This window comes from Nocardia sp. CC201C (assembly GCF_030010695.1).
Taxonomy (GTDB): domain Bacteria; phylum Actinomycetota; class Actinomycetes; order Mycobacteriales; family Mycobacteriaceae; genus Nocardia; species Nocardia otitidiscaviarum.
On the sequence record NZ_JASCXP010000196.1, the window covers coordinates 1 to 13,093 of the forward strand.

Below are 13,093 nucleotides of genomic sequence, written 5' to 3' on the forward strand. Positions count from 1 at the left end.
CGGAACGCAGCCGACGATCAGACCGGCGAGGCCGATCATGCAACCGGCGACGGCACCGGCGAAGAAGCCGACGACCATACCCGCGACACTGCCGACCAGGCCGATTTCCTGCGCCTCGGTCACCGAGACGACCCGCTGCTCGGACGTCGGATGCATGGTGATGGTGCTGCCGTCGGCGCTGACCTCGGTGCTGAGACGCACGATGCGGTCGGTGTTGGCGAACACGGTGGGGACGTTCTGCACCGCGCTGCCGTCATTGTTGGTGATGGTGATCGTATTGCCGTCCGGGCTCACATCGAACCGGCCGCCGACCAGATGAGCGGTAATGCCGGTGCCGTCCTCGGAAGCGCCGGCGGTGACGGTCATACCCTGGTCGGTCGCGGTCATGGTGGGGCCGCCGAATGTGGGGGCGGCGACAGCGGTTTCACCGTGCGATGTTGCTGCCGACACTCCGGTGGCGGCAATAGCAAGCAAAGACGTAGCAACGAGCTTACGAATCCACACGTGCAGACACACCTTTCGACGGGCGCTGACTGGGTCAGCGTGAATGGTTGGGAGAGGAAACGCCTCCGGTAGAGCCGCATCGTTCACCGATAGCAGTCTGCTACCAGCGTTGCGAGCGCGAAACAGACCATACAGCCACGCAAGCGCTTTCAATGGATTGAACACACCGGATTTGCGGCGTGCCGCAGAGCAATTCTTCTATTCCGTAGCGCCGCAGCGAATTTCAAGTGGACAAAACGGACATTTGCCACGCGAACTGACTATTTCGGTAAATGGTTAGCTACTCGAATTGTCTCGGTTTCACCCAGTTCTCGATCTCGACCCATGTCGCCGACACCACGGTGACGGTCTACTCCGACCCGACCACCATCTGAACGGGCGGGACCGGACATGAGACTCCCAGACATCCTCGAACCTCAACGGCGAGGGCTCGCGGTTGCCGCGATCACCGCTTCCCTGATCGTGGTGGCGGCGACCGTGATCGCGCTCAACCCCGCCACCGCCACCGGTGAAACCCCCGCCGAACGGTGTGCGCGGGAGACCGCGGCCTACAACGCGGCGTGGGAATCGACGTGGCGGGCAGGCAATCCCGGCAACCCGGGACCCCCGCCTCCACCGCCGGTGCCGTATGTCTGCCACGACCCCGGAGAGCCAGCCACCATGACACCGACCACCCCTCCGGCCGCGTCTGGTTTGCAGCCCACGCAAGCGCCCGGCGTTCAAGGCCAGGAATGCTCCCGGACGACTGCCCGATGGCGACGGCGATATCGTCCCGGGGCCCAGCGCAACCGAGCGAACTGAGCCGGTCCGAACCGAGCAGCCCGCGGTACTGCCCGAGGCCCGGGTCGGGTCCCAATGCCAACGCTTGCGGTGCGTGCAAGAGCCCCGACCTACATGAAGGTCGAACCCGATAGCGTGAAGGGGCAGCGGTGAGAATCTCCCAACGAACCCGCGCAATCGTAGGAGTAGTCATCGCTGCCCTGGTCTTCGGGGTCGCCGTGTATGCGGTCGCGGACTTGCGGCGGGCGGCGACGGTCTGAACGACAACAAGACAACGACGGCCATACGCGGGCCCGAACTCGTGCCGATGCCCGAAGAGTTCGATGTACAGGGGCTTGCTCCAGATCGGCTGCGGGTCACTGCGGCTTGTGTCCGAGAAGCGCACGGCGACTCGCCTGCGACACTGATTCTCGGAGTCACGCCAGCTGAAGAATTCACGTCGGCTACGGAGAACATGGGCAAAAATTCGCCTGTCTGGCGTGATCGACTCGTCGAACCGCGCAACTGTACTGCCACTCGGTATGGATTGGATGCCTTCGCATAACGCTGGATCAACAGCAACGTCATCGACGTGCGACTCGGTGATGATTCAGCGGTCCAGTGTCAACCTTTCGAGAATCCTGTCTGATCGAGCGCCCTGTTGTTCCTGGGTGGGAATGTGTGAAGATGGTTGATTCAGATGGTGTTTGCCGTTCTGCCGCAAATGGTTTCGCGGTAGAATAGCTGCATGGATTCGGAGGGGGACATTCCGCAGGGCGATACCGCGCTCGCCGCGTTGGCGGCGGCGGTCGACGCCCTCGCGGCCGAGGACCTGACCGGATTCAGCGACGCCGAGTTCGCCGCCCGCATCCGGGGGTTGGAGGTGTGCCGCCGCCGGTTGGAGGCGGTGGGGCATCGGCATGTGGTCGAGATCAACGACCGGCATCTGTGGACCACCACCGGATCGGTCGGGCTCTACCGGTACCTGGTCGAAACCCTGCTACTGGCCAAGGCCGACGCGGTCGCGCGGGTCAAGGCCGCCGCCCAGCTCGGGGTGATGACCAGTGCCTACGGCGAGAAATGCGAACCACGTCTGCCGCATACCGCTGTCGCCCACGCCGAGGGTGCGATCTCGGGGGATCATGCGCGGGCCGTGATGCGGGTGATGGAGCGCATACCGGATGCCGTCGATACCGAGCGCCGCGCCGTCGCCGAGGAACACCTCGCTGCCGCCGCGCGCACCGGGACTCCGGAGATGGTGGGCAAGGTCGGTGACCGCATCCTGGGCTATCTCGACCCGGACGGTTCGCTGACCACGGACGAGGACCGGGCTCGGTTACGGGCGGCGACCTTCGGTGAACAGCGCCTGGATGGAATGAGCACGTTCGAAGGCTGTTTCGATCCCGAATTGCGCGCGATGCTCGACACCGTGTTCGCGAAGTGGGCGCGTCCGGGTATGTGCATGCCCGACGACCCCGACAGCCCCCAGCTGGGTGTGCACGAGCCCGACGGGTTCGACCCGAACCGCCTGGCCCTGGCGGTCGGGCGCGATAGGCGGACTCCGGCACAGCGGCGTCACGACGCGTTGAAAGCGTTCCTGAACGCGTCCGGGCCTGAGCGGTTGGGGTCGCATCGGGGACTGCCGGTGTCGATCGTGCTCACCCTGTCGGTCGGTGATTTGCTGCGCGGTGCCGGGGTGGCGCGCACGGCGACCGGGACGACGATCCCGGTCCGCCAGGCGTGGCGGATGGCCGAAGGGTCGATCCCGCTGTTGCTGATCTTCGACGAGAACGCGGGCAAGCCCTTGTATCTGGGGGAAGGTGCGCGGATCGCATCGCAGTGGCAGCGGTTGGCCGCCATCGCCCGCGACCGCGGCTGCACGCACCCCGATTGTTCCGCGCCCGCGACCATGTGCGCGATGCACCACGTCGTCCCGTGGGCGGCGAACGGTCCCACCGATATCGACAACCTGACATTGGTGTGCGATGCCCATCATGCGCAGATCGCCGCCGACGCCGACGATCCGACCGGATGGGCCACTCATCGCGTCTCGCCGGGTGGTGCGAATGCCGGCCGCACCGCGTTCTGTCCGCCCGCGTCAGTGGATCCGCGACGACGGGCGCGGGTGAATCGGTTCCATCACCCCGAGCAGGTTTTGGCCGAGAGCGTGAAACGCCGACGAGCCAGGTTGCTTGCCCACCGTGCTCGGGAGTAAATCGTGCATCACGAGCCGATCCACAACCGGACACCGGTCCGGACCCCACGCGGAAGTCGTCCCGCCGCGCAGGGGTATTCAGCACGCGCGTGTGCCGCGCACGCTCGGCCCAGCCTCGGACATGCCGACAGGCCGAACCGATCCGAACGCCTGCGGTTCATTGTCGGACATGCGGGCGTGACCGGCTCGGTCGTGAAATGCGGGAACTGAGTAGAGGTCTCGACGGCTCGTAACGGCGCGCAGGCATCAGCCTGGTTGCGCTGCGGAACCTTCGTTGAGCCGCTGCATCCGCTCCGGGTGGTAGGTGATCACCGCGACCACGAAGATCGCGAAGGTGAGCAGCACGTAGCTGCTGCCGATGATCTGCTCCCACCAGGACCAGGCGAGTTCGCGGTCACTGTCGTGCGGCAGCACCCACTGGGGGCCGATGGCGAACAGGACCGTCGCCAAGGCGACGGTGCCGATGAACCAGCGGTTGCGGCGGCCCCGGCGGATGGCGTCGACGGCGATCACCAGGGTCGGGGCGATCCAGACCCAGTGGTGGGACCAGGAGACCGGGGAGACCAAGAGGACCGCGCCCGCGTTCACCATGAGCGCGGTGACCGGGTGGCCCGCGTCGATGAGGCGCTTCATCCAGACGGCGGCCAGGGCTACGGCGATCACCGACAGGGTGAGCCAGATGGCGGTGGCGGTGGAATCGGAGACGCCGAGACGGAAGGCGAAACCCTTCAGGGACTGATTGCCCGCGAAGTGCGGGGGGCCGATGCGGCCGGTGTCGGACAGGGTGTGGAACCAGTACTGCACCGACTCGTGCCAGAAGAAGACGAACATCAGGCCGACCGCGGTGATGGTCGAAACCACCAGGGTGATGGGCGATTTCCAGTCTCCGCGCGGCAGGTAGCGCCGCCAGCCCGCGGCGTCGGGCCAGCCGCCGCGCGGCGGAAAGTTCAGGCACAGCAGGAAGAACAGCAGATAGGCGGCGGGGGTGAGCTTCACCGACACCGCGATGCCGATCAGCATGCCGCGCGGCCAGAAAGGCTTGCGCACCAGACAATCCAGGGCGATGGCGGCCATCAGCACCAGATTGATCTGGCCGAAACCGTAGGTCTGGCGGATCGGCTCCAGCCATTGCAGGATCGCCACCGCGCCGATGACGAGCGCCAGCCGCGCCGGGCGGTCCATGGCCGGGCGCACCCGCTCCAGCACGATCCACAGCGTCACGCCCAGTGCGGTGATCGAGGTCGCCAGCACCAGCACCTCCGCCACCGGCAGCGGCATGAGGGCCAGCGGCGCGAAGAACAGCGCGGCCAGCGGGGGATAGGTGAACGGCAGGCCGATCCCGAACACCTCCGGCATGGGGCCGTACAGCTCCCCGCCGTCCATCCACACCCGCGGGCCGTTGCGGTACACCTGAAGATCGATGTACCCGTGCCAGATCTTCCCGAAATGACTGATGAGCGCCGACACCACGAACAACGCGAGCGCGATGAGCAGCAGCCGGACCTGACGGCGAGACAATCCCGTGGGCCCTCCATGCGTCGTCGCAGGCTTCTCGGTCGGATCCGCGACCCCGGATCGATCGTTCACCGGGACAGACTAGCTGGCACGCCCCACTCGGCTGCTGCTCCGGGTCCGCGGAGGCTGTTGCGCGCGCCACAGTTCACACTGCGATCGCGGCTGGCACCGTGCTCGAACGCGGAGCCGACGACATCGGACGTGACGACTGATTTCGTGAGAATCGGGGTAATCCGCCGGGTGCGCCCATCATTGGTTCGGCTCTACGACCGCCGGCGCGCGTATGCGACGGTCGACGGCTCACAGCCGTGCGCCGAAGTCGCGGGGAGGCGGGGGAGAGTGGGGTTTGCCGGGCATTAGACTTCGAAGCGAATCCCGCCGTATCCAGCTTGCCGGTCGCTGTCTCGTTCCGGCCGAAAGGACTCTGGTATTCCCGTGACCAACCACGTCGATACCGTCAGCGCCGCCGCGGCCACCCCGGAACAGCCGCAGCCCTACAAGGAACTCGGCCTCAAGGACGACGAGTACGCCCGCATCAAGGAGATCCTCGGCCGCCGCCCGACGGATGCCGAGCTGGCCATGTACTCGGTGATGTGGTCCGAGCACTGCTCCTACAAGTCCTCCAAGGTGCACCTGCGCTACTTCGGCCAGACCACCACCGACGAGATGCGCGCCGCCATGCTGGCCGGCATCGGCGAGAACGCGGGCGTGGTGGACATCGGCGAGGGCTGGGCGGTCACCTTCAAGGTGGAATCGCACAACCACCCGTCCTATGTCGAGCCCTACCAGGGCGCGGCCACCGGCGTCGGCGGCATCGTCCGCGACATCATGGCCATGGGTGCGCGCCCGATCGCCGTCATGGACCAGCTGCGCTTCGGCGCGGCCGACCACCCGGACACCCGGCGCGTGGTGGACGGCGTGGTGCGCGGCGTCGGCGGCTACGGCAACTCCCTCGGCCTGCCGAATGTGGGCGGCGAGACCGTCTTCGACCCCTCCTACCAGGGCAACCCGCTGGTCAACGCGCTGTGCGCGGGCGTCATGCGGGTGGAGGACCTGCATCTGGCGTTCGCCTCCGGCCAGGGCAACAAGATCATCCTCTTCGGTGCGCGCACCGGCCTCGACGGCATCGGCGGCGTCTCCGTGCTCGCCTCCGACACCTTCTCCGGCGACGAGTCCGGAGCCGGCCGCAAGAAGCTGCCCAGCGTCCAGGTCGGCGACCCCTTCACCGAGAAGGTGCTCATCGAGTGCTGCCTCGAGCTGTACGCCGCCGACCTCGTCGTCGGCATCCAGGACCTCGGCGGGGCCGGACTGTCCTGCGCCACCTCCGAACTCGCCGCCGCCGGTGACGGCGGCATGCACATCGAACTCGACAAGGTGCCGCTGCGCGCCGCCAATATGACGCCCGCCGAAATCCTGTCCTCGGAATCGCAGGAGCGCATGTGCGCGGTCGTCACCCCCGAGAACGTGGACGCCTTCATGGCGGTCTGCGCGAAGTGGGACGTCATCGCCACCGTCATCGGTGAGGTCACCGACGGCGACCGGCTCGTCATAACCTACGACGGCGAGACCGTGGTGGACGTGCCGCCGCGCACCGTCGCCCACGAGGGCCCGGTGTACGAGCGCCCGGTGCAGCGCCCCGACTCGCAGGACGCGCTCATCGCCGACACCCCGGACAAGCTGAACCGGCCGAAGACCGGTGAGGAACTGCGCGCCACGCTGCTGAAGCTGCTGGCCAGCCCGCAGCTGTGCTCCCGCAAGTGGATCACCGAGCAGTACGACCGGTACGTGCGCGGCAACACCGTGCTCGCCGAGCACGCCGACGCCGGTGTCATCCGCATCGACGAGGAAACCGGCCGCGGTATCGCCCTGGCCACCGACGCCTCGGGCCGCTACACCAAGCTCGACCCGTACACCGGCGCGCAGCTGGCGCTGGCCGAAGCCTTCCGCAATGTCGCCACCACCGGCGCCACCCCGAAGGCCGTCACCAACTGCCTCAACTTCGGCTCCCCGGAGGATCCGGGCGTCATGTGGCAGTTCCAGCAGGCCGTGCGCGGTCTCGCGGACGGCTGTGTGGCCCTGGGCATTCCGGTCACCGGCGGCAATGTGTCCTTCTACAACCAGACCGGGCAGACCGCCATCCTGCCGACGCCGGTGGTCGGCGTGCTCGGCGTCATCGACGACGTGCACCGCCGCATCCCCACCGGCCTGGGCCTGGAACCCGGCGAGACCCTCATCCTGCTGGGCGAGACCCGCGACGAATTCGGCGGCTCCATCTGGGCGCAGGTCGAACACGACCACCTCGGCGGCGAACCCCCGAAGGTCGACTTCGCCCGCGAGCAGCTGCTCGCCGAAATCCTCACCGCCGGATCCCGCGACGGCATGATCAGCGCCGCGCACGACCTGTCCGAGGGCGGTCTCGCCCAGACCGTGATCGAAGCCGCGCTGGCGGGCGAAACCGGCTGCCGCATCCTGCTGCCCGAGGACGCCGACCCGTTCGTCACCCTCTTCTCCGAGTCGGCCGGACGCGTCCTCGTCGCCGTGCCGCGCACCGAGGAGACCCGCTTCACCAAGATGTGCGACGCCCGCGGGCTGCCGTGGACGCGCATCGGCGTGGTCGATCAGGGCTCCGACTCGGTCGAGGTGCAGGGACAGTTCACCGTCACGCTGGACGAACTGCGCACCACCTTCGAGGGCACCCTGCCCGCACTCTTCGGCGGAGCCGTCGAACACTGACATCGAGACGCCCCGCCCGGACCCCTCGTTCCGGGCGGGGCGCTGTCATGCCACCTTGAACGGATCGTGTTCGGCCATCAGCTTTTCCAGCCGGGCCTCGTCGATGCGGCTGTGCACCCGCGACGCCTCGTGCTGATCTCGAACCACCTTCGCGAGAGTGAAGGAGCTGCTGACCAGAAACAACAGCGACATCACCAGGAACCCGCGCTGCCAGATGTCCAGCGGCAGATAGAGGATGCCGATAAGGCTGGCGGAGAAGGAGATTCCGAACGCGATAGCGGCCTGGGCGAGAAATGCCGTGGTGCTCTTGCTCTGTGCGTTGGGAGTGTTGCTCATACCGGAGAAGTCTGTCGGCCACGACGCCCGCGGACCCGCGTAGTTCTACTCGAGCCACCAGGGTAGATACCCTACCCGCATCACCATTGAGCGACGTCACGCCACCGAATCCCCTGATTCGGACAGCCTACCGCCATACTTGACGGGTGCTCGACACGACCGACGCTCTGACGCGGCTGCGCACCGGTAGCGCCGTCGCGGTACGGCCCGTGTCGATGTGGGTGCGCCGAGCCGCCCCCGTCTGGCGCAAGATCGAGGAGATCATCGACCTCAACCACGTCGGGCTGGTGGTCGCCACCGTCTTCTTCGCCTGGTCCGTCACTCCCTCGCTGCTGCCGCGCGACTGGCTGTTCCAGGGCCTCATCTCCGGGGTGAACGCGGCGCTCGGCTACGGCGTCGGCTGTGTGCTGGAGTGGGTGTTCCGGCGGTGGGTGCGTCCCAAGATCAATGTCAGCACCCCGCCCATGTGGGTGCGCGACGCCGTGAAGACCGCCGTCGTGCTCACCTGCGCGCTGGTCGCCGCCTACATGCTGGTGCTGTCGGCGGACTGGCAGCGCGAGATCTTCTCGCTCATGGGCATGTACGGCACCACCACCGAGGCATACCTGCGCACCGGCGGACTCAGCCTGCTGGTCGGCGTGCTGGTGGTGGCGGCGTATCGGACGCTGCGCGAGGTGGTGCGCTTCTTCGGCCGCCAGCTCAGCCGCTGGGTCCGGGTGCCGCCGCACCTCGCCCCCGCCGCCGGGACGCTGCTGCTCGTCGTGCTGGTCATCACGCTGTTCAACGGCGTCGCCACCCAGGCGTTCTTCGCCGTCGCGAACTCGGCGTTCAGCGTGCGCAACGACGAGATGTCGCCGTATGCCGTCCAACCGGTCGCGCCGGAACGTTCGGGCAGCCCGGCTTCGCTGTCGGAGTGGGAGACCCTCGGCTCGGAGGGCCGCTGGTTCGTCTCGCACGGGCCGGACCCGCTGCTGATCAGCTCGCTCACCGGCAAACCGGCCAAGGAGCCCATTCGCGTGTACGTGGGGCTGGAATCCGCCGGACAGGACATCACCCAGGAAGAGTTGGCGGTCGCCGAACTCGAACGCACCGGGGCCTTCGACCGGCAGGTGCTGGTGATCGTCACCACCACCGGCACCGGCTGGGTGAACAGCATGGCCGCCGCCGCCATCGAATACATGTACGGCGGGGACACCGCGATCGTGGCGTCGCAGTATTCGTACCTGCCCAGTGTGCTGTCGTTCCTCGCCGACCGGCAGAAGGTGGCGGCCGCGGGGAAGAAGATGTTCGACGCCGTCTACGCCGCCTGGTCGCGGCGGCCGGTGGAGGAGCGGCCGAAACTGCTGGTGTACGGGGAGAGTCTGGGTTCGCAGGGGTCCGAGGCCGCGTTCGACGGGCTGGCCGACCTGCGCTCCAAGGTCGACGGTGCGCTGTGGGTGGGGCCGCCCAACTCGAATCGGCTGTGGGAGCAGTTCGTTTCGCGCCGGGACCCGGGGACGCGGGAGGTCGCGCCGATCTACGCCGACGGGCTGGTGGTGCGCTTCGCCGCCGACGCCGCCGACCTCGCCCGGCCGTCGACGGAATGGCGGCAACCCCGCATCGCCTACCTCATGCACGCCTCCGACCCGATCGTCTGGTGGTCGACCGATCTCATCCTCTCCCAACCGGACTGGCTGTCCGAGCCGCGCGGCTCCGACGTGTCCTCGCAGATGCGGTGGTGGCCCTTCGTCACCTTCTGGCAGGTAGCGGCCGACCTCACCAACGCCCAGGGCGTCAGCGACGGCCACGGCCACCGCTACGGATCCCTGGTCCTCGACGGCTGGGAAGCCATTGCCGCACCGCCGGATTGGAACCCGGAACTGCGCGAGAAGATCCGCACCCAGATCGAATTGGCCGAGGACTACGAGCGAGCGGTCAAGTAGGGGTGTCGAACCGGGCGAGAGCGGTGCCACGGTCCGGATATCCGGGCCGTACCACCGAACGTGAGGTGGAACGTGCGTCGCGGCGGGCCGGTTCGCGCGGGGTTGCGCACTTGTCGGCTGTGCCGCGTGGCAGCGGGTGGGCGCGTGTGGAGTCGCCGATGCGGTGGGAGCGGCTGCGGGCGCTGCCGAGAACGGCTGTGGCCGTGGGGATGCCGCTGGTGTGGAGCAATCGGGTGCTGCCCGCGCTACGGCTCGGGATGCGCGGGCGCACCGCCGCGAACCTCGCCTTCGCCGGTGGCTACGCCATGGCGTTCCGGGGGCGGCCGGAGTGGTTTTCGGCGCGGGGCTGGCGGGTCGGACTGGCCGTCGCCGGGCTCGCCCTGGCGGGATACGGTGTGGCACTCGCCGTTCCGGGATTGCGCGAGCGGGTGGGGGAGATCGCCGAGCGGGTGCCGGAGACATCGCATGCCGAGTGGGTGGGACTGCACATCCCGGTGGGTACCGTCGTCAGTGAGGAGCTCGTCTTCCGGGGCACTCTGACACCGCTCTTGGACGACACCTTCGGCCCCGGCGGCACCTGGCTCGGCGCAACGGTTTTCGGGCTCTGGCACATCTACCCGGCGCGTGCGGCGGGCGACCCGATCCCGGCCGCGGTCGCCATCACCGCCGCCGCGGGACTGCTGTTCGATCACCTCCGGCACCGCACCGGCAGCGCCACCGCCCCCGCCCTGCTCCACCTCGCCCTCAATGCGGGCGGCGCACTCGCCCCGCTGCTGGCCCGGCGCATTTCGGAGCCCCCGGAGATCCTGGTCGGCGAGTGACATCCCGACGCCATCCACGGTCCGACAGGCCGTGCCGCGAGCGCAGTGGCATTCCGGCACGACCAGCCGTTCGACCGGTGTGACGCGGTGTCGAGCGCCTGACCGCCGTCCAGAGCCTGCGCCGCGTGCGTGTACCGGCGTCGTCTCACCGCCCCATTTCTCGTCGCTCCACCGTGGCGCGTATCGATGGCTCGCGGCTCGCGGCTCGCGGCTCGCGGCTCGCGGCTCGCGGTTCGTGGTTCGTGGTTGGCGGTTCGTGGTTGGCGGTTCGTGGCTCGCGGCTCGCGGCTCATGGTTCGCGGCCCGCGTGCTCGATCGTGTGTGTGCCGGACGAGCTAGCCTCGTCGGGTGGCACGACGAGCGGCGGTGAACCCGGAGGAACTGCGAGCGGCCCTGGCGGCACTGGAGCCCTGGCTGCGCGACGAGACCGTACCCGCACCCACCCGCGCCGAACTCGGCGCGGCGGTCAAGGGCACCGCCCGCACCCTGGCGGCCGATGCCCCCGGAGCCTCGGTGGAGGTCCGCGTCCCGCCCTTCGTGGCCGTGCAGTGCATCGAGGGCCCGCGCCACACTCGCGGCACCCCGCCGAACGTGGTCGAAACCGACCCCCGCACCTGGCTGCTCCTCGCCACCGGGCTGCTGGACTTCGAGGAAGCCCTGACCTCCGGCGCACTGACCGCCTCGGGCACCCGGGCCCCCGAAATAGCCCGCTGGCTCCCCGTCATCCGCCCGCGATAGCCCGCTGGACCCACGGTCATCCGACCGCATCGACCGCGCTCGGATTCGACTGTGCTGCTCCCGCCCACGGTTGTTCTCCGCGCTCGGGGCAGTCCGAGCGCCTTGGCAGTCCGCACCGGGTGCAGGGGGCAAGCGCACCTCCTGAGAGTGCGCTCCGCCCTCCAGCCCCGCTCGCGATCCTCGCCCGCCGCCGCTGACCTCGCGCGAAGCCGCTACGTGCGCCGCCGCTGTCGTCGCGGGTAGCGGCTATGTGCGCGCCGCCGCCCGCGCGTCTTTCTCCACCGGCTTGCGCTCCAACCCCTTGTGGTCGTAGAACCGCGTGATCAGCAGGCCGAACACCACGCCGATCGCCAAGCCCAGGGCCGCCATCCACACCCCGCGCGTCAATCCCGCCACTCCGCTGCCGTTGAAGTAGAGGATCGCGCGGGTACCCAGGAACACCTGGTGCATGGGTTCGAAATTGGCCAGCCAGCCGAAGTACTTCGGCGTCGCCTCGATCGGCACGGTGCCGCCGGAGGACGGCAGGCCGAGAATGATGAAGATGATCAGGTTGACGATCAGACCGGCCGTGCCCACCGCCGCCAGCACCGAGGTGCAGGTGAATCCGACCGCGATGATCACGAACGCCCCGTAGATGAACAGCAGCAGCGGTTTGTCGATGGGCATGCCCAGCGCCGCGCCGATGCCGAGCAGCGCGGCCGATACCGCCACCGCCATCACCGACACTGCCGCCCATTTGAGTAGCAGCGTGCGCGTCCGCGAGATCGGGGCGCGCGGGAAATGCACGTACCAGGGCCCCCATTCGGTCGGCAGGAAGCCCAGCGCCGAATCGATCAACTGATGGATGATCATCGCGCCCACCATGCCGACCAACAGCAGCAGCAGGCTGTAGAAGAACGCCGTAAGACCCTCACCGGAACCGTTCGGTAGCGGCCGGAACTGTTCGACCACGATATTCAGCGGCTCCGCCAGCGCCACCCGGGTGGCCGCGGTGAGCTCCGGCGCGGGTGGCCCGTCCGGCGGCGGCGCCAGCTGGGCGTTGACCTGTTCGGTCAGCTGCTTGCCGACCTGGATCTGCACCTGACTGAGAGCTTCCTCACCGAATTTCTGGGTGATGGCGGTCGCGAACGCGCCGGTGCGCGGATTGGTCTGCAAGGTGATGACCGGCTTCGAGATATCGCCCGGCACCACACTTCCCACGCCCAGAATGCCGAGCCGTTTGGAGAAGTCGCTGGGAATGATGATGGTGCCGTAGACCTGCGCCTGCTGCATCTGCAGCTGCGCCTCGCCGATGCCGAGCTCGCGCAGATCGATCTTGTCCGCGGGCACCGCCTCGCGCAGTCCGGCGGCGACCTGATCGCCGAAGTTCACCTGCTTTTCCTGGCCGGGCGCGCCGATGGTGTCGCCGACATCCTGATTCACGAGTGCTATCGGGAAGTCGTGCAGATTCTCTTCCGGATCCACGACATAGTCGAGGTACATCACGCCCAGCAACGAGGCCAGCAGCGTGACGACAATGATCGGAAAACCCCATTTGATCGGGGTGAGAT

The 13,093-nt window shown here is 68.1% G+C and carries 9 protein-coding genes; 5 read left to right on the plus strand and 4 right to left on the minus strand.

Going from position 1 to position 13,093, the window contains the following annotated elements:
- The coding region (locus QK444_RS20385; RefSeq protein WP_282782644.1) for a hypothetical protein at positions 1 to 591 on the minus strand (591 nt) is incomplete at its 3' end.
- 1,420 nt (positions 592 to 2,011) lie between these two features.
- Here QK444_RS20385 and QK444_RS20390 point away from each other — a divergent pair.
- Positions 2,012 to 3,478 (plus strand): HNH endonuclease signature motif containing protein, encoded by a 1,467-nt coding sequence (locus QK444_RS20390; protein ID WP_282782646.1) that lies wholly within the window; start codon positions 2,012 to 2,014, stop codon positions 3,476 to 3,478.
- A 246-nt stretch (positions 3,479 to 3,724) separates the two neighbouring features.
- Here the strand turns inward: QK444_RS20390 and QK444_RS20395 are convergent, their stop codons facing one another.
- Positions 3,725 to 4,996 carry a glycosyltransferase 87 family protein gene (locus QK444_RS20395; protein WP_282782648.1) on the minus strand — a complete coding sequence of 424 codons (1,272 nt, stop codon included), beginning with the start codon at positions 4,994 to 4,996 and terminating at the stop codon, positions 3,725 to 3,727.
- Between the two features lie 432 nt (positions 4,997 to 5,428).
- Here QK444_RS20395 and purL point away from each other — a divergent pair, with 432 nt between their 5' ends.
- Entirely contained in the window at positions 5,429 to 7,726 is a 2,298-nt protein-coding gene (gene purL / locus QK444_RS20400; RefSeq protein ID WP_282782650.1) for a phosphoribosylformylglycinamidine synthase subunit PurL, read from the plus strand.
- A gap of 45 nt (positions 7,727 to 7,771) precedes the next feature.
- Here purL and QK444_RS20405 read toward each other — a convergent pair whose 3' ends face one another.
- Positions 7,772 to 8,062 (minus strand): YiaA/YiaB family inner membrane protein, encoded by a 291-nt coding sequence (locus QK444_RS20405; protein WP_282782652.1) that lies wholly within the window; start codon positions 8,060 to 8,062, stop codon positions 7,772 to 7,774.
- A 146-nt stretch (positions 8,063 to 8,208) separates the two neighbouring features.
- Here QK444_RS20405 and QK444_RS20410 point away from each other — a divergent pair, with 146 nt between their 5' ends.
- From QK444_RS20410 to QK444_RS20420, 3 genes are all read left to right on the plus strand, one after another.
- Entirely contained in the window at positions 8,209 to 9,984 is a 1,776-nt protein-coding gene (locus QK444_RS20410) for an alpha/beta hydrolase (protein WP_282782654.1), read from the plus strand.
- 158 nt (positions 9,985 to 10,142) lie between these two features.
- Positions 10,143 to 10,805, plus strand: a complete 663-nt coding sequence (locus tag QK444_RS20415; protein ID WP_282782656.1) for a CPBP family intramembrane glutamic endopeptidase — start codon at positions 10,143 to 10,145, stop codon at positions 10,803 to 10,805.
- 348 nt (positions 10,806 to 11,153) lie between these two features.
- Entirely contained in the window at positions 11,154 to 11,543 is a 390-nt protein-coding gene (locus QK444_RS20420) for a sterol carrier family protein (protein ID WP_282782658.1), read from the plus strand.
- A 246-nt stretch (positions 11,544 to 11,789) separates the two neighbouring features.
- Here QK444_RS20420 and QK444_RS20425 read toward each other — a convergent pair whose 3' ends face one another.
- Positions 11,790 to 13,082 carry a DUF3533 domain-containing protein gene (locus tag QK444_RS20425; RefSeq protein ID WP_282782660.1) on the minus strand — a complete coding sequence of 431 codons (1,293 nt, stop codon included), beginning with the start codon at positions 13,080 to 13,082 and terminating at the stop codon, positions 11,790 to 11,792.
- Positions 13,083 to 13,093: the final 11 nt, after the last annotated feature.